The sequence below is a fragment of the Virgibacillus sp. FSP13 genome (assembly GCF_054048505.1).
The window spans coordinates 63,610-78,760 of sequence record NZ_JBSVKG010000008.1 but is presented as its reverse complement, the minus strand read 5'-3'; the positions used below and the strand labels follow the sequence as shown (position 1 = coordinate 78,760).

36 protein-coding genes are annotated in these 15,151 nt (G+C 37.3%); 5 read left to right on the top strand and 31 right to left on the bottom strand.

Translation table 11 applies throughout. From position 1 onward, the window contains the following. Positions 1 to 2: 2 nt before the first annotated feature. The 31 genes from ACW2QC_RS09275 to ACW2QC_RS09125 form a co-directional block, all read right to left on the bottom strand. Positions 3 to 206 (bottom strand): hypothetical protein, encoded by a 204-nt coding sequence (locus ACW2QC_RS09275; protein WP_457543684.1) that lies wholly within the window; start codon positions 204 to 206, stop codon positions 3 to 5. Then, entirely contained in the window at positions 203 to 571 is a 369-nt protein-coding gene (locus ACW2QC_RS09270) for a hypothetical protein (RefSeq protein WP_457543683.1), read from the bottom strand. The genes ACW2QC_RS09275 and ACW2QC_RS09270 overlap by 4 nt, the downstream gene beginning before the upstream one ends. After that, the gene (locus ACW2QC_RS09265) at positions 568 to 771 is read right to left on the bottom strand and encodes a hypothetical protein (protein WP_457543682.1); all 204 of its coding nucleotides are present in this window, start codon (positions 769 to 771) and stop codon (positions 568 to 570) included. The genes ACW2QC_RS09270 and ACW2QC_RS09265 overlap by 4 nt, the downstream gene beginning before the upstream one ends. Continuing rightward, complete coding sequence (locus tag ACW2QC_RS09260; RefSeq protein ID WP_457543681.1) at positions 771 to 1,322, bottom strand: hypothetical protein; 552 nt, start codon at positions 1,320 to 1,322, stop codon at positions 771 to 773. Before ACW2QC_RS09260 ends, ACW2QC_RS09265 begins: the two co-directional genes overlap by 1 nt. Then, positions 1,323 to 1,637 carry a hypothetical protein gene (locus ACW2QC_RS09255; protein ID WP_457543680.1) on the bottom strand — a complete coding sequence of 105 codons (315 nt, stop codon included), beginning with the start codon at positions 1,635 to 1,637 and terminating at the stop codon, positions 1,323 to 1,325. 31 nt (positions 1,638 to 1,668) lie between these two features. Beyond that, positions 1,669 to 1,842, bottom strand: coding sequence for a hypothetical protein (locus tag ACW2QC_RS09250; RefSeq protein WP_457543679.1), 174 nt, complete (start codon positions 1,840 to 1,842; stop codon positions 1,669 to 1,671). Further along, entirely contained in the window at positions 1,839 to 2,069 is a 231-nt protein-coding gene (locus ACW2QC_RS09245) for a hypothetical protein (RefSeq protein WP_457543678.1), read from the bottom strand. Before ACW2QC_RS09245 ends, ACW2QC_RS09250 begins: the two co-directional genes overlap by 4 nt. Beyond that, entirely contained in the window at positions 2,066 to 2,395 is a 330-nt protein-coding gene (locus ACW2QC_RS09240) for a hypothetical protein (protein WP_457543677.1), read from the bottom strand. The genes ACW2QC_RS09245 and ACW2QC_RS09240 overlap by 4 nt, the downstream gene beginning before the upstream one ends. After that, complete coding sequence (locus ACW2QC_RS09235) at positions 2,392 to 2,577, bottom strand: hypothetical protein (RefSeq protein ID WP_457543676.1); 186 nt, start codon at positions 2,575 to 2,577, stop codon at positions 2,392 to 2,394. The genes ACW2QC_RS09240 and ACW2QC_RS09235 overlap by 4 nt, the downstream gene beginning before the upstream one ends. A gap of 6 nt (positions 2,578 to 2,583) precedes the next feature. Next, positions 2,584 to 2,859 (bottom strand): hypothetical protein, encoded by a 276-nt coding sequence (locus ACW2QC_RS09230; RefSeq protein WP_457543675.1) that lies wholly within the window; start codon positions 2,857 to 2,859, stop codon positions 2,584 to 2,586. A 16-nt stretch (positions 2,860 to 2,875) separates the two neighbouring features. Next, a complete protein-coding gene (locus tag ACW2QC_RS09225; protein ID WP_457543674.1) occupies positions 2,876 to 3,001 on the bottom strand; it encodes a hypothetical protein in 126 nt (41 codons plus the stop codon). Beyond that, on the bottom strand, positions 2,995 to 3,204 hold the full coding sequence (locus tag ACW2QC_RS09220; RefSeq protein ID WP_457543673.1) for a hypothetical protein: 210 nt from the start codon (positions 3,202 to 3,204) through the stop codon (positions 2,995 to 2,997). The genes ACW2QC_RS09225 and ACW2QC_RS09220 overlap by 7 nt, the downstream gene beginning before the upstream one ends. Continuing rightward, positions 3,194 to 3,544 carry a Holliday junction resolvase gene (locus tag ACW2QC_RS09215; protein WP_457543672.1) on the bottom strand — a complete coding sequence of 117 codons (351 nt, stop codon included), beginning with the start codon at positions 3,542 to 3,544 and terminating at the stop codon, positions 3,194 to 3,196. The genes ACW2QC_RS09220 and ACW2QC_RS09215 overlap by 11 nt, the downstream gene beginning before the upstream one ends. Further along, complete coding sequence (locus ACW2QC_RS09210; RefSeq protein WP_457543671.1) at positions 3,541 to 3,804, bottom strand: hypothetical protein; 264 nt, start codon at positions 3,802 to 3,804, stop codon at positions 3,541 to 3,543. The genes ACW2QC_RS09215 and ACW2QC_RS09210 overlap by 4 nt, the downstream gene beginning before the upstream one ends. Then, positions 3,801 to 3,965 carry a hypothetical protein gene (locus tag ACW2QC_RS09205; protein WP_457543670.1) on the bottom strand — a complete coding sequence of 55 codons (165 nt, stop codon included), beginning with the start codon at positions 3,963 to 3,965 and terminating at the stop codon, positions 3,801 to 3,803. Before ACW2QC_RS09205 ends, ACW2QC_RS09210 begins: the two co-directional genes overlap by 4 nt. After that, positions 3,966 to 4,793, bottom strand: a complete 828-nt coding sequence (locus ACW2QC_RS09200) for an AAA family ATPase (protein WP_457543669.1) — start codon at positions 4,791 to 4,793, stop codon at positions 3,966 to 3,968. A gap of 32 nt (positions 4,794 to 4,825) precedes the next feature. After that, positions 4,826 to 5,173 (bottom strand): hypothetical protein, encoded by a 348-nt coding sequence (locus ACW2QC_RS09195; protein WP_457543668.1) that lies wholly within the window; start codon positions 5,171 to 5,173, stop codon positions 4,826 to 4,828. Between the two features lie 11 nt (positions 5,174 to 5,184). Then, positions 5,185 to 5,835: a conserved phage C-terminal domain-containing protein gene (locus ACW2QC_RS09190; RefSeq protein ID WP_457543667.1), complete on the bottom strand. Its 651-nt coding sequence runs from the start codon at positions 5,833 to 5,835 to the stop codon at positions 5,185 to 5,187. A 106-nt stretch (positions 5,836 to 5,941) separates the two neighbouring features. After that, entirely contained in the window at positions 5,942 to 6,100 is a 159-nt protein-coding gene (locus tag ACW2QC_RS09185) for a hypothetical protein (RefSeq protein ID WP_457543666.1), read from the bottom strand. Positions 6,101 to 6,102: 2 nt separating this feature from the next. Then, complete coding sequence (locus tag ACW2QC_RS09180; protein WP_457543665.1) at positions 6,103 to 6,519, bottom strand: hypothetical protein; 417 nt, start codon at positions 6,517 to 6,519, stop codon at positions 6,103 to 6,105. Next, on the bottom strand, positions 6,509 to 6,841 hold the full coding sequence (locus tag ACW2QC_RS09175) for an HNH endonuclease (protein ID WP_457543664.1): 333 nt from the start codon (positions 6,839 to 6,841) through the stop codon (positions 6,509 to 6,511). Before ACW2QC_RS09175 ends, ACW2QC_RS09180 begins: the two co-directional genes overlap by 11 nt. Then, a complete protein-coding gene (locus ACW2QC_RS09170; RefSeq protein WP_457543663.1) occupies positions 6,838 to 7,443 on the bottom strand; it encodes an ERF family protein in 606 nt (201 codons plus the stop codon). The genes ACW2QC_RS09175 and ACW2QC_RS09170 overlap by 4 nt, the downstream gene beginning before the upstream one ends. Beyond that, positions 7,440 to 7,919, bottom strand: coding sequence for a siphovirus Gp157 family protein (locus tag ACW2QC_RS09165; RefSeq protein WP_457543662.1), 480 nt, complete (start codon positions 7,917 to 7,919; stop codon positions 7,440 to 7,442). The genes ACW2QC_RS09170 and ACW2QC_RS09165 overlap by 4 nt, the downstream gene beginning before the upstream one ends. Then, positions 7,916 to 8,158 carry a hypothetical protein gene (locus tag ACW2QC_RS09160; RefSeq protein ID WP_457543661.1) on the bottom strand — a complete coding sequence of 81 codons (243 nt, stop codon included), beginning with the start codon at positions 8,156 to 8,158 and terminating at the stop codon, positions 7,916 to 7,918. Before ACW2QC_RS09160 ends, ACW2QC_RS09165 begins: the two co-directional genes overlap by 4 nt. After that, the gene (locus ACW2QC_RS09155) at positions 8,155 to 8,373 is read right to left on the bottom strand and encodes a hypothetical protein (RefSeq protein WP_457543660.1); all 219 of its coding nucleotides are present in this window, start codon (positions 8,371 to 8,373) and stop codon (positions 8,155 to 8,157) included. The genes ACW2QC_RS09160 and ACW2QC_RS09155 overlap by 4 nt, the downstream gene beginning before the upstream one ends. A gap of 199 nt (positions 8,374 to 8,572) precedes the next feature. After that, the gene (locus ACW2QC_RS09150; RefSeq protein ID WP_457543659.1) at positions 8,573 to 8,950 is read right to left on the bottom strand and encodes a DUF3797 domain-containing protein; all 378 of its coding nucleotides are present in this window, start codon (positions 8,948 to 8,950) and stop codon (positions 8,573 to 8,575) included. A gap of 107 nt (positions 8,951 to 9,057) precedes the next feature. After that, entirely contained in the window at positions 9,058 to 9,306 is a 249-nt protein-coding gene (locus ACW2QC_RS09145) for a hypothetical protein (protein WP_457543658.1), read from the bottom strand. Continuing rightward, a complete protein-coding gene (locus ACW2QC_RS09140) occupies positions 9,306 to 9,479 on the bottom strand; it encodes a hypothetical protein (RefSeq protein ID WP_457543657.1) in 174 nt (57 codons plus the stop codon). The genes ACW2QC_RS09145 and ACW2QC_RS09140 overlap by 1 nt, the downstream gene beginning before the upstream one ends. Before the next feature lie 100 nt (positions 9,480 to 9,579). Then, complete coding sequence (locus ACW2QC_RS09135; protein ID WP_457543656.1) at positions 9,580 to 9,837, bottom strand: hypothetical protein; 258 nt, start codon at positions 9,835 to 9,837, stop codon at positions 9,580 to 9,582. After that, positions 9,838 to 10,593 carry a BRO-N domain-containing protein gene (locus ACW2QC_RS09130; RefSeq protein WP_457543655.1) on the bottom strand — a complete coding sequence of 252 codons (756 nt, stop codon included), beginning with the start codon at positions 10,591 to 10,593 and terminating at the stop codon, positions 9,838 to 9,840. 136 nt (positions 10,594 to 10,729) lie between these two features. After that, positions 10,730 to 10,945, bottom strand: a complete 216-nt coding sequence (locus tag ACW2QC_RS09125; RefSeq protein WP_457543654.1) for a helix-turn-helix domain-containing protein — start codon at positions 10,943 to 10,945, stop codon at positions 10,730 to 10,732. A 182-nt stretch (positions 10,946 to 11,127) separates the two neighbouring features. Between ACW2QC_RS09125 and ACW2QC_RS09120 the strand changes: the two genes are divergently transcribed. Genes ACW2QC_RS09120 through comGC form a run of 5 tightly spaced genes read left to right on the top strand, consistent with a single transcriptional unit; the run spans position 11,128 to position 15,143 of the window. Next, the gene (locus ACW2QC_RS09120) at positions 11,128 to 11,760 is read left to right on the top strand and encodes a helix-turn-helix domain-containing protein (protein WP_457543653.1); all 633 of its coding nucleotides are present in this window, start codon (positions 11,128 to 11,130) and stop codon (positions 11,758 to 11,760) included. Positions 11,761 to 11,782: 22 nt separating this feature from the next. Beyond that, positions 11,783 to 13,192 (top strand): recombinase family protein, encoded by a 1,410-nt coding sequence (locus tag ACW2QC_RS09115; protein ID WP_457543652.1) that lies wholly within the window; start codon positions 11,783 to 11,785, stop codon positions 13,190 to 13,192. Between the two features lie 6 nt (positions 13,193 to 13,198). Further along, the gene (locus ACW2QC_RS09110; protein WP_457543772.1) at positions 13,199 to 13,801 is read left to right on the top strand and encodes an ATPase, T2SS/T4P/T4SS family; all 603 of its coding nucleotides are present in this window, start codon (positions 13,199 to 13,201) and stop codon (positions 13,799 to 13,801) included. Next, a complete protein-coding gene (comGB, locus tag ACW2QC_RS09105) occupies positions 13,764 to 14,819 on the top strand; it encodes a competence type IV pilus assembly protein ComGB (RefSeq protein WP_457543651.1) in 1,056 nt (351 codons plus the stop codon). Before ACW2QC_RS09110 ends, comGB begins: the two co-directional genes overlap by 38 nt. Before the next feature lie 15 nt (positions 14,820 to 14,834). Next, complete coding sequence (comGC, locus tag ACW2QC_RS09100) at positions 14,835 to 15,143, top strand: competence type IV pilus major pilin ComGC (protein ID WP_457543650.1); 309 nt, start codon at positions 14,835 to 14,837, stop codon at positions 15,141 to 15,143. The last annotated feature ends 8 nt before the right edge of the window (positions 15,144 to 15,151 follow it).

Here is a 15,151-nt window from a genome sequence, read left to right as displayed (position 1 = left end):
AGTTATCCCTCCTTGAACAGCACGTTTGCTAGCTTAACTTCTTTAAATTTCCCACCAATCCTAACTACCGCTAGAGGATAAGCGATTACTCCACCAGGATGACCACCAACCATTGGAGATGCACCTATGACATCGGAATATTGATATACTCCTATAAATTCAGCTTCAACCCAATCAGATTTTACTTTTATATAGCAATCTTTCATTGGTTAACCTCCGCATCCTTAATTTCCGGCATCTCACCCAAAAGATTAAATGCTGTTTGTTTCATATCAGCAATCATTGCATCGAAATCATCCTGCTTCTCGATAATTCGTTCTATTGATTTTCCTACCTGATAGAAAAAATCTATAGCACCCTCTTTTGTTTCAGTCATTAAGTCGATGGTAAAGTTCACGGGAATGTTATAAACTTTTGCGCCGGATGTTACCTCGGTGACATTTACTTGTTTTCCTAAAGGAATAGCACAGAATCGGTATTTTCCAACTTTAATCTCGTGACCAACGACCATAACCCATTTTTTCGCCGCTAGATAAAATTGTTGTGGTTGTTCATTTACTATAATGTTCAATTATCCCTACCTCCGATCAGCACTCTATCTGTCATATCTCCTATAACGATAGCTTGTACTTCATATGTCTTTGTCGTGGTGTGAACAAATTCTGTTTCTTTCTCCGCTAGTTTCTGAATCAATTGAGATAACAAGTTTTCTGGAATAGTTGTGTGATCAAAACCATTTTTATGAACTAAGCCTACTCTTAGGTTTTTCATTATTGATCACCATCCAATCTGTTTTCGTTGAAGCAAACGATCCGGCACTTATTTCTGATATATACGGATGAAATTGTCTCTGTTTTAGTTGGTAAATTACTTTTTATTAAAATCGTTACATCCTCTTTTGGTAGATGCACATCTTCTGCTATTGAAAATAAATCTCCATCTTCTTCAATCAATAAATCGCCTTCGCGTAACTCCCAAACTCCCCTGTTGTGGCTTGCCCACCATCTACGTTCTTTTTCTTCTGCTATTTCTGTTTTGGTTGCATGGCGTAATTCATTTATTTTATAAGTGTAATAACGACAATCTAATTCAACTTGCTGTTTATCTTCATAAATTTCAACAACTGTTCCGACAGTCTTGTTATCGTATTCAACGGTTAACCAATCACCAACTTCAAACTCTGACATAATCTCATACCCATGATTTAAAGCATCCCTTAGTGTTTTGTTCGTCATTGAAGTTGCTTTATTTTCCACAAAAGTCTTTTTAAAATAATCAACCGCTTCCGCTTGTTCTTTCGTTAACATAACTTTCTCCATCATTTAATCACTCCTATATTTATGTTTCTTTAAAATATTCAATATCGATAAACCATCTTCACCATGAATGCTATAACCGTCCAAGAATTGAACGTACGATTCTCTGGTTTGCCCATGACCACAACAAGCATTCATAACCCCTGGTAGTGTTCCTAAGCAACCGTCATGACCTTCCGGTGTACACTCTTTCCCGCAATGCCCACATGACCTTTCTTGATATTGACCATTAATAACAGTAGGTTCTTTCGTGTCACTATAAACCCATTCGTTATTTAAAAACTCTATTCCGTGTCCTCTTAATTGACCTTTAGCGACCATCGATTATACACCGCCTCATCTGCGTTTTTACTCAAAACCACGCCTCATTGCTGTTCTCCACATCCACAGCTTTATACTGTTCAACAACCAATTTCACCTTCAACTCTCGATACGTCAGATCATCTACGTCTGTGATGCCTAACTCTGCTAGTTGTTTAATGATCGACGCACGCTTTAATGGTTCGAGTGCGTCTGCTGTTTTCATGTGTTATCACCTTCAATCGGATTGCCTGTCAATGGATCTACCTCCCAAGCATCATCGATTTCTGATTCGTAAACTTCCCCTTCGACAAATTCCCAATCAATATGATCTTTCAATATCTTTTGACGTTGTGGTGCTGGTAAATCCATTAGTTCTTCATCGCTCATGGATAATTCCGTTTCAAAGCCATACTTAACGTAAATGACTCCTTTAACCTTTGTGCTTGTCATGTGTTATCACCTGCCAATACCTTCACTAGATTTCTTTCCAATATCAGCGCTTTATCCGGTTCATGTCTGGAAAACCGTACAAAATATAGCGCGTATTCCAAAGCCTGTTTGTAGTCATACAACATTGCTTTTGCCGTATTTATGCCCTCGTTTAAATTTTCATTTTCCTTTTCTAAATCATCCACACGTTTTGCCTGCTTGATCAAAAACTCCACATACTCATCAACCAATGCATATGCTATGTGGTTTTTGCTGTTCCAATCTTCTTCATGATCAAACTCACCTAACCACTTTATTGCTTTTTCCAACCGTTCCTTATCCGTCATCCTTTCAACCTCGCAATCTTTTTCCTTAGTTTTTTATTCTGCATCCGTAAATTACTAGCGCCTTTAATAGCGTTTATATCCATTTCAAGCGCTGTGAGTAGCTTTTTGAGTTTGCTAATAGTAATAGTCTTGTTATTCCTCAAGCACTTCTCCAACTCGCTGTATGCTTGTTTTTCGGTCATATCTACTCACCTCTTTAATATTCTTTCAATCTCCTTCAACTTATCCTCTGCCCGCCAATCACGCTTTAACTGATTAATCTCGATCCGTAATCTGCCATTCTCAATTTCTAACTTTTCAATCTCACTTGGGTTAACAGGTCTTTCTGATTCCTGCACCCGCTTAACTTTCTTCTGTTCGCCATAGAACTTATCGCGCCACTTTTTATTGTCTGCACGTAGTTCTTTGACTTTGTTTTCTAGGTTTTCAATCTTTAGTTGGATTTTTTGTAATGCATCCGGCATACGATCACCTCCAATGTTAATCCTTAATTTTCCTCTCATAATCGTTCATTAATTCAAGAACATCGTACCAATCAACTTTCCGCTCATTTATACCTAACTTATCAGCGATGGCTTTTTTGATAGATTCTTCTGTCACTACCATTTTTTAAATAACCCGTAGTAAACTGACCGCCAATAACTTGATAGACTCGCATCAAAATCATTGTTTATTGCTTGTTTGCGGTATTTGCTGATTGTGAATTTAATCTGTAATTGCCTACATGCCTTGTATTTATCTTCTAACGGGCAATCTTCATTTAGCGCCACTTGTAGCAATTGTTCTTTCGTTGCTGTTTCATAGTTCATGTATGATCACTTCGATTCTTGGGTTTTTCTTGTCCACTTCAAAATGATGTATTATGTCGCCAACTTCATCCCAACCGTCATTATCCATGACTTCTGCTTTAATTAATCCATCAAAAATAAACTTTTGACCTGCGATTATATTGTCTTTATCTTTGCGTTTGTTTTTGCAATACCAAGTGATCTCGAAATCTGCTTTTTTGATTTTTGATAGTTTGTTAGCGCGCATCATCACCAATGCTGTGTAATCTTTTTTCATATTGGCGTATACCATGTGATGCTTTTTGCTTGCGGCAATAATCTCATTCATTGTTGGGAGACTTCCCGGAATAACGAATTTCACGATTTAACCTTCTTTCTAAACGCAATCGGGCGCATCTTATATCCGTGTTTCACTTGATGTATGATCGCAAGTAATACTTCGTAGTAATTGCGCTTTACTTGCTCTGCTATGTCCTCTAATCGCACGCCTTTGTTGTGTAGTTCTGTGATGCGCTTTAATTGTTCTTTCGGCATAGCAAATTCTAATTCTTCTAGCAAAATCACATTGTCGCGGTAATTTTCTGTGCTTAAATAAGGGTCTTGATTCGTTAATGTGTTCATGATTCATACTTCCTTAGATATGCTCTTGTCTGTTCAGCATTCGGAACCGCCTTGTCGCCAACTACGCTATTATCACGCATCCAGTCGGCAAATTTAGTTGCTGTTTGCTCGTCTGTATCTTTCGGATCAAATACCATTACTGATTTCATTCCTTGCCACATTCATTCCAACCCCTTCATTCGATGATCCGGCCCATCTACTTTTAATATTTTCGCTCCGGCTGACATACGACTTAAAATCCGCTTTCCGTGTGTTTCACCGTATTTTTTCTTCACTTCTGCACTTGAATAATTCAGATTGTATAGATTCGATTTACCCTGCCTGTGATCCAATATTTGATAAAGAATGTCGCCACTCCATGTTTCAAATCCGCCCGAATCTTTTGAACGTTCTCCTGCGATCTCGTCCAATATCAACACATCCGCTTGATTGATAGTTTCTAAGATTATGTCCTCGCTCAATGATGAACGGTTGTTATATGTGCTTTGAATTAGTTTCATTAGTTCCGGTACTTTGGCAAAGAGAACATTTTTTCTAACTTGATATGTTTGTCCGTTTTCTTGCCAGCTAATCTTTTGCTTCGCCAATTCTCTAGCAGCACACCGGAATAAATGGCTTTTTCCCGTTCCTGGATCACCTTGGAATAGCAATGATGTATATTCTCCGTTAACCACATCAAGTGCTAATTGCTTGGCTTGCTGTTGTGATTCTGTTTTTGGAATATAGCTTTCGAATGTGACGTTTTCTAACTCCGGCGGTATATAACTTATCAATCTAGCTTTCTTTGTCATCTCTCGCCGTTTAGGTGGCTCGTATCCTTCTGTTTGTTGCTTTGATAGGTTATTGGTCTTGCACTTCAAACAAACGCTGTGTTCCTCTCCATTTCGCTTGTAAATGGGTACTGTGTTTCCGCACGTTTCACAAGTCCGTTCTCCCATATATTCAATACCTGCACTTTTTAGGATGTTCATGTCTTTTATGGATTGCATGGCTACCCTCCTTGTTTCGGATTTTGATCGGGCTATGAATCAAATTTGTTTCGATTGTCAATCATGTCAACGGTGAGTTGTTCTAAAATTGCTAAGTCATTTTTTATCATTTGTACAATTCTCCATATTTCTTCTGGTCGACAAAACAAATTGAATTTTGTGTTTGAGTCATCCATAGCAACATCGGTGAATGGGTATTTCTTCGTGGACTCCCGTATGCGTTTTAGAACTTCATAGGACTCGTTTTCCCACCCCCGCTGCTTTTGTCTTAATCTATCTTCCTTCACTCTATTTTCTACATAACTTTCAACTGCCGATTTACCTTCAATAGCAATTTCGTAAGGTATATCCATGTTTTCACCACTCTCCATATTTCGCATTTTCTGTCTACTTAGAACAAATTGTCATACGGATCATCATACTGTTTTCCGCATTGATTTAAGTAACCCTCAAACTTAGTACCGAACAATGTATCTGGCCGTAAGAATTTCTGCATCTTGTTATCATGCATCCATTCTGCTGTCTTGGTGTCGATCACCTTTTTAAAATCATCTGTTCCAAATCCTTCGTTCCATCTAGCCTTGATAAGTGTTTTGGTTTTGTTGGTGGATGATCGGTATTTTTTACCAGTCGCATCGTTGAGATAATTTATTATCTCGACATAAGGTATATCTAATGTATTATTAGATGTAGTATTAAGAGATGTATTATTATCTATTGCATTTTTGCCTATAGGGGTAGTTGCATTTTTGCCTATAGGGTCATTGCAAATTCGCATATACCTACTCTTAATTTCGCGACTACCTTCTTTATAAATAACTTCACGTGTAATGTATCTTTTTTCTTCTAATTGTTTAATCCATCTCGCTATTGTGCTTTTATCCCTGTTGTATAAATCAGCAAAGTAGCTATTACCTGCCCAACAGTAACCTTCCTGGTTGCATAAAGCTGTTATTTCACCGTAAAGCAATTTAGCGTTTGCTGGTATATCGTTGTCATACCGGACGTTTGCAGGTATGATAGCGTAATAGCTTTTTTGCATATGTTCACCTTCTTTGAAAATAGTTAGCATATCTCGTCCAAAAACTGATATACTGTATTAATAGGTTTTAGAGGAAAGAGCCTATAAGGTGCTGTAACACCTAGGCTCAACCTCGTTCACAAATCGCGTAATACTTCCCGATCTCAATTACTTTATAACCTGGATAGCGTGTCATGTAGCTAGATACAAGTTGCTTGAAATGTTCCTTATCCTCTGCTATATCCCATATCCAACGCGGCAGTATAACTCTAGTGCGTTCAAGCATGATTAACCCTGCCTATCATTTATCGTTTTCAGTTCATCTTCTAGCTTGTTCCGTTTCTGCCGTAAATCTATAAGCCTATGATTAATCGCATCGTATCTGTGCTTATATTTGCTGTGCATTGAATTTGCATCGCGTTCAGCCTTTCGTAATTCATATACGGATAACTCCGCTTTTGCTTCACGTGATGCTACTGTTCCAGTACCGTTGTTGACTGTTTCTGCATGGATGTGTTTGCGCTGTAAATAGGCATCATCTTTGACATATAACGCTTCACTGACAAGATCACCCACAATAAACAATGCTTCATTATGCAGACTGACTAATTCATACAGGTGCGATAATTCGTTTTGGTCAAGCTGCTTTATTTTGTTATTTATGCTAGCAAGCTGTTCCATGCGTTTTTTAATGTTATCGTTCATAATATCGCTTCAATTCTTCACGTTTGTTCTTGCGCCATTCTTTACCCTCTTTGGTATAATCGGCGAAATGGTGGCACGTACCAGAATTAACACTTGGGCCGCATAAAAGACATAGGTTGCTAGGATCGCTACCACTTCCGCCTTGACTAGCCTGTTGTAAATGGCTGATTTCAAAGGCATAGGCACGACTTCTGCCGCATCGTTCACATTTACCTTCTGATCTTCGTAAAACCTCGTCACGTGCTTTCTTTGTTATTTTGGTGATACTTCCACGTTTAGGTTTGCCCCTCTTGTGGTTAGGGTTTATTTTTGGAACCATCATGATTGATCACCTTTTTTAACTTCTTTGATAAACGCTGATGCTTGTTGACTTGTCCAATTTTCCATATCAACTTCAATGCCTAAGCGTTTTTTGACACCTTCGTACAATTGTTGATCAGCCATATCGTATTTTTTGGCAGTTGATTTGATTAGACTGTTCACTAGATTTAATTGCTTATCACTCGCTTTGTTAGATTGAGTGTTATTCTGTTCTTGGTATTCATTCGTGTCAGCATCTTTCGTGTCATCAATTAGATACAACCCGTTAAGAGCATATTTTCTTGCATAAGATGATGCTGTTCCGGTGACTTGCGAATGATCCATGCCTTTTTTATTTTCTGATTCCCTTGCATAAGCGGTGACTGTGTGTGTTTGTTCTCCGTCTGTAATTTCTGCTACCGCTTTTATATAATGCCAGTTGCCAATAAACACTGGTTCATCTGTTAATGTGAGTAATAACCCTTGTTCAGCGTTTAACGGTTTAACCGATTCGAGAATGTCCTCTGCTGACCTGTATTTGTATTTACCGAAAGAATTATATTGACCTTTTGGCGATTTCAATTCTTTTTGGACGTGGATTAATTTTTCAGTTAAACTTGTCACTTAAACCTCAACCCCTCCCCTTGAACTAACTCAACACCAGGAACAGTTTCGCCACTTTTCAATAAATCTTTAATAGTAGCCTTATCAAGTTTCGGATCAACTTCCACATAGAATCGTTCCGGTATTAATTCTTGATTGGTTATATTGACTGATGGTGGGTTTTTCTGAATTGAATAAGTAAATAACCCTGTTTTTAATTTCCGTTCACCAGTAGCCTTTAATGCCTGTTCAGCGTACAGTTTTAAATTCTTGATATTGTTTTCAATCGTTTTCCGCTTATCTGCAAGCCGTTTTTCTTCATCCTTAAATGCAGCAGCTTCGCCTTCCAAATTGCGGATAACTTTCCCGATGTTTTCTAATTTATCCTCTATCGCAAGATTAATAGATTCTAATGTATCTACTAGACCATCGTTACCTTCTTCAATCATGGATTGTACTTGCTGGAAATCTGTTGTTAGATCGTATAGTGTTGTCATTCTCCATCGCCCTCCAATTCTTTTAAATTTTCTTCCGCTTCCTCTAGTTCTTCTAATCTGTCAGGTTCAATAAGCACCTGATTAGACAAGTCAATTGACAAATAGACTCGTCTGGCAAGACTTTCTTCTTCAATTTCAAAACTTCCCCATTCGGTGTTATTGTTTAAGTTGAGTTCTACCTCTATTTCCGTTTCCATATCGTAATCTAGTAAGCTTCCGATTAACTCTCTTACAGTCATTCTTCGCCCTCCTTTAAATACTCATTCAATTTATCTTGCATATGTTCTAAATGAGTGATTGTTTGATTTTTCGTTCCGCTTGTAATGCAAATATCAACGGTGTGAATTTTGTCGTTTTCATCACGACCCCAAATAGCGATAACTTCATGCCCGATGTCTAATACAACACCGTTGATAAAACATTTCCAAGCAATATTTTTAATTAATTCCTGCATAAGTCACCTCAAATCTGGTATACTATGTATACGAGATTATTTAAGAAAACTTCGCCTACTTCCCGGTAGGCTCTTTTTATAGCCACATAGCGAACAAGATTGCTAGTAATAGCGGTATTGCTAGATTCATGAGAAAATCTTTTGCTGTGTACAATGGTGTTCACCTGCCTTTAAAGTGTGTGGTTAGTTGGAAAACAATTTAAAAAGCGCTTGGTTCTCTGACAGTTAAGGCCCATTCTCTACCTTCTAATGTATTTAACCAACCTTCGATTTTTTTAGTTTGATTCACTCGAGTGGCGCCTGATTTTTCTTTTAGTTCATTTAAAGGCAAGTATTTATGACGGCCATTTATTTTTACTTCATAAATACCTGTTGTCTTGCCTTTATTTTTGGTAGTCATATAGGCAACACACTTAATTCGCTTGTCTTCAATCACTGACCATCCACATTTACAGGTTCGTTCAAAAACGTTATCTTCAATGACCATTGTTCCTTCTCCGTTTCCAATCTTGTCGTTACCACACTTGGGACACTTCCCGTACTTCTTAATCAAAGCCAATGAGTCCGATATAATCATTTTCCTATCCCTCCTAAATTAATAGTTACTCAACAACCAAACCCACCAAGCAGCCATACCAGCAAACCCGATCGTATATGCCCAATCCGATTCGACTATTTTGTTGATCAAAAGTAATTCCTCCTAACGTATTCATTGGCATAAGCAAGACTGTTATGTTCGTCATGCTTTAACTTCTTGCGATTCAGTGCCGCTAAAACCCCGAATGATCTTTCAATCTGATCAAGATATTGCTTAACGTGGATAAAATCTGCATCGTTCGCACTTGTGATAGCATTTATGAATGTTTGGTGCAGGTTGTGTAATTCTGTTTCACGCATGTCGCTATCCTCTTGTAGATAGTGATCTTCTAACATTACTTCACCTCCCACTTAAGAATAGAAATTACTGTATCAATCCCTATGTCCGTTCTGCCAATATCGATACAACGCTCGATGCGATAGAATAAGTGCCATAAAATTAAATCTCTTTCACGTTGACTAAGGTTTTGTACTTGTTCATAGAGCGCTTGTCTTTCTTCGCTGGTCATGTTAGTTCGCCTTCTTTCTTTTCTGCCGCTAAAATCCGCGGGACAGACGTTTTCGCAAAAAATAACAGGATCTTTTCTTTGATGTGATCGGGTGCTGTATTCATGATGCTTCAACTTCCGCATCTATCTCGGTGTTCATCCGAACTTCCTCTTTACCTAAATATTTAATGTGGACAATATCCTTTATCAAAATGCCTTCTTCATCGCCTATCGGATTCAGCCATTTAACACCTAACATTTCGTTTTCGATTCGATTATTAAAAACAGCGAATTGCTTCACCTGTTCCAGATCTTCCTTTTGAAATTCATCTGACGTAATGATGTGGTATTTGTAAATGTGAATAATTTTAACGTTCATTTAGATCAACTCCTTTATTTTTTGTTTTCCTGTTTCGTTATACCGGAATGAAGGTACTTGTTTATTGCTGTGACGTGATTTGTCTAAAACTTTAATCCCATGTTCCTCTGTTTTTAGCCCATTAGCGTTTGCAATTCGTCCTACCTTGTTTGGCGTAATCCCTAATTCTTTAGCGATTTCTGATGCTGTGTAGGTTTTTTCAACCTCCGGTCTATAATTAGAGTTGTTATTCGTGAGTGTTTCTAATGCGTTTATTTGCAATAACTCAACCGCTACTGGTGATAGCGTGTTATTCTTCTGCATATCAAGAATTAATTTTGCTTGACGTGTCCTTGCATTCATTAGTCTTGATTCGGCTTTCATTTTTTCTATTTGCAATTTGTCGTAATCTGATTGTGGTTGAACAACTTGCGTTTCGCCTTTTCTTAATGATTTAAGTAATTTCCTAACAAATGCCCTGAATTCTTTCGCTTTCGGCTTTTTAGATAACATCGTCACTTCATAAATACCATCTTCATTAAAAATCCTAGTGTCGTATTTTTTCCCATCAGTTGAGGACAATTTGTCCGCTACTGAAAACTCGCTCGAATCAAGGTAAGGATTACGCTGAATGATTTTGTCCACCCCGCTCCTATCCGAATACTCAAGAGACTTCGCTAATTGCTGAATCGTCATCACCGGTTCATTTTGTTCGTTCCAGTAAATATCAACTTCATTACCTTCAAACATTTCTTTAACTGCTAAATCCAAATTCATTCTTTTTCCTCCTTCTTTTTCGCATCCAAAATCCGTGGGACAGATGTTTTCATGAAGAACGCTGCCATTTCTTTCATGGTTTGTTCGCTTATTTTCGGGGTTATTACTTTTTCCACTCCTTTCACCTTCCTTGTTTCTATCTAGAAACTTTTTGGTTAAAAAAATATTTGTCTGCACTAATATTTAGGTGCTTGCAAATTTTATTCACTTCGTTAACTTTAAAATCCTTTCCTTGTTGACCATTTAAAATCAAGTTAAATCTTGTTCGATCCATACCAAGAAAATCAGCGATTTCTTTTTGCCTAATTCCTTTTTCAACTAGCCATCCTTTAAATTTGCTGTATCCTGCCAACACCCTCACCTTCTCTCTTGTTTCTATATCGAAACTTTATTGTAACTTCATATTAAAACAGCATAGTTTCTTTGTCAATAACTTTTATATTAAATTTAACAACTTTTGTTGCTTTATAGAAACATTTCCTATATAATGTGTTTAAGAAAAAATAATAGATTCGATAGAGAGGAACTAGGAATATGAGTGAATTTAGTAAAAATCTAAAGCGATTAAGAGTCTCAAAAAAACTAACGCTTCAAGAACTTGCGGATGATATTAATAAGAAATTAGGAACTAAAATTAGCAAAGGAATGATCTCGAAATGGGAAAATGGGAAAGAAGCAACCAACGCATCTGCTAGCGCTTTAGCTACCTATTTCGGGGTTGATCTAGATGAAATTCTTGGACTAAACATAAGCGATGAAGATGTACATATCCCAAATGACTTGATCCCTATCGTTGGAACAATTGCGGCAGGCACTCCAATATTTGCAGAACAAAACATTTTAGGTTATGCTCCCGGCCCGCCTATGATGAAATTAATTGATAGAAGCGTTTTCTATTTAAAAATAAAAGGTGAAAGCATGAACCGTGAATTTGAAAACGGTAGCTTCGTCTTAATCGATAGAGATATACAAGTCGAAAACGGCGAGATTGCGGCGGTTATGGTTAATGGCGATGAAGCAACAGTTAAGAAGGTTTATTGCAAGGATAATATTTTAACCTTGATCCCTATGAGTAATGACGAAACATTTTTCCCAGAAACTATTAACTTAGAAAAAGAAGAAGCAACTATCATCGGAAAAGTAATTGGGGCCTTTAAACAATACTAAAAGACAGAGGGGTGAGTGGATAATGACCATCGCAATTTATATACGTGTGAGTACGTTTGAACAGGCGAAAGAAGGTTACTCTATAGCCGCACAAAAAGAACGATTAACAGCTTATTGCACTGCTCAAGGGTGGGACAATTATAAATTCTACGTGGATGAAGGAGTGTCTGCGAAAGATACTAAGCGACCGGAATTGCAAAAACTATTTAAGGATATGCATCAAGGTAAAATTAACATGATCCTTGTCTATCGTTTGGATCGTTTCACAAGAAAAGTGATAGATTTACATAAAATGCTAGAGGAAATGGATAATTACAACTGTGCTTTTAAATCTGCCACAGAACCTTATGACACTTCGACTGCTATGGGTAGGATGTTTATTACCATTGTAGCCGCTTTGGCTCAATGGGAAGCCGAGAACCTTTCTGAACGTGTCAAAATGGCATTAGAGGAAAAAGTATCGAGTGGAGAACGTGTGGGCGGTATCCCCTTCCCTTATGATCTCGGTGACGATGAAACACTGGTTGTTAACGAAAGGCGAACGAAAATAACTCTTGATATAATTGATAAAATAAAATCCGGCATGTCATCCGAATCTGTTGCTGCCTTTTTGAATAAAACGAATAACGATAAGCCCACTTGGAGAGCACAAACTGTATTACGTATTTTACGAAATCCGGCACTTTATGGCGCTACAAGATGGAACGACAAAATTTATGATGACACTCACAAAGGTATTATGACAAAAGAAGAATTTAATAAGTTGCAACTAATATTAAGCGACCGCACCCAGCACCGCCGCCGGGAAGTGAAGAACAATTATATATTTCAAGGGGTGATAAGTTGCCCGAATTGTGGTAGGACATTATCTGTTAATCGTTATATCCGTAAACGTGCGGATGGATCGGAGCATCAATTTGCTATGTATCGGTGTCAGCCCTGCGAAAAAGCAAAAAAGTTTAACAAAAACATTAGCGAAAGGAAAATACTTGAAGCGCTTTATGATTATATGAAAGACGTTAATATAACCAATATTGAACACGTTGAACAAAATGACGAGTCTGTTTATGCGGATCAGTTGAAGCAAGTTGAACGGAAAAGGGAAAAATATCAAAGAGGATGGGCAGCTGATCTTGTTTCAGATGATGAATTTAAAAAGTTGATGGATGATACACGTGAAATTTATGACGATTTGAAAGAAAAAGTCAAACAACATGAATCCCCTGTCATTATTGATAAACAAGCATTACAAGAAATCGTATTTACATTTAATAGTAATTTTAAAATGTTGACTCAAGATGAAAAACGCGCTTTTGTCTCGACCTTCATACGAAAAATCGAATTTCAAATTATACCCCAACCACCTGTAAGACCTGACAAATCCAAACGTGGATACGACTTGGTTAAAATAACAAACGTGGTTTTTTACTAGGGGTAAATTAGTTGTGTTTACATCACTCGCCCAACCGGGAGTGGAAAAACAACCACATTATATTCCCTGCTTCAAACCATCTTAAAAGAAAATTCCTATCAAACCATTACATTAGAGGATCCAATTGAAAAAGACATTACAAATATTTTACAGGTTCAGGTTAACGAAAAAGCTGGTATCACTTACCAAGCTGGATTAAAGGCTGCACTCCGACATGATCCTGACATTATTATGGTTGGCGAAATACGTGACGAACAAACAGCCAAATTTGCATTCGATGCATCACTGACTGGTCACCTCGTATTAAGTACCTTACATGCCAAAAACGCGGTTGGAACCATTCACAGGCTGTTGGAATTAGGCATGACCTTACCGGATTTACAGCAATCGCTAATTTCAGTTGCAGCACTCGAATTGTTGCCGCTTGAAATCAACCAAACGATTACACGACGTGCTGCCGTGTTGGAACTTTTAGATGGTAACCTATTGGAAAACGCATTAAAGGGAGTTGATGTTCAATCAATGGACGAATTTCAATCGTTTAATCACTTAAGAAAGAAGGCATATGCATATGGCTTTGTATCTGAAAAAATATTTCACGAAAATTAGACAGAAAAACTTTAAAAAAGAGCAACAGCTTCTGTTCTTAAATCGCTTATCAAGGTTATTACAAAATGGATATACCTTAATTGAATCACTTGAGGTGATAAAATGGAACAAAACAATGAAAGAACCAGCATCCGTCATTATGTTGGCATTAAAAAGTGGTAGTACACTCGATCAAGCTTTTGAGAAGGCAAAATTTAATTCGATCATAACATCTTACCTTTACTTTGTTCGAGCAAATGGTGACATCGAAGCAAGCATTCGAAAATGCCTTAATATGTACGAACAACGCCTGCACTACCACAGGAAATTTCAACAAGTTGCAAGGTACCCCGCTATATTGCTGCTAATCTTTTCAGTTCTACTGTATTTTATCAAACAATCCGTTCTTCCTTCTTTTTTGGATCTGTTTCAAACAAGTACAGAAGCATCCTCCATGTTGTTCATATCGATCATGATCATTGACTTTTTAAGTAATTTTGCTTATCTATTACTTATTCTTGTGATCGTGTTTTGCCTGCTTTGGCAAATCAACAAACGAAAAATCCGGATTGAAAAGCAAATTAAACTTTATAGCAGTTTGCCTATTTACCGTAAATACAAGCAAATACAAACAACATTTTTATTTGCAACCCACTTTGGATCCCTATTAAAAACCGGGATTCCCATCAAAGAAATTTTAAACACCATGGCACAACAGACGAAGTTGCCGATTCTAGCTTACTATTCCACCCTTATGATCCAGGAATTGAATCAAGGAAGACACATTACTAGCCTTTTATCCCAATTAAAATTACTTGATAAACAAATACCGATTATTTTCCAAAAAAACGCAGATGTTACGGCACTAGAAAAAGATTTATCCATTTATGCCGAATTGCTAACAGAAGAATTACACCGCAAGATTTTAAAAGCAATCACTTATATCCAACCTGTATTTTTTCTCATATTGGCCGGATTTATTGTGTTTATCTACATTACATTGATGTGGCCAATGTTTCAATTAATCAAAACAATTTAAAGGAGAATGTTAATCATGTTCAAAAATCAAAAAGGGTTTACACTAATCGAAATGTTGATTGTCTTAATGATAATCTCCGTGTTGATCATCCTAATCGTCCCAAATCTAGGAAAGAAAGGACAAGAAGTCAATTCCAAGGGATGTGAGGCACTTGTATCTGTTGTTCAAGCTCAAGTTGACGCACATTATTTGGAAAAAAATAAATATCCTACCAGTTTACAAAATATGGTTGATGAATATATAACCAAGGAACAAATAACTTGTCCAAGTAACAAAAAACTTAATTATAACAGTTCAACAGGGAAAGTAACTGCTCCTGAGTAAGGATAAAA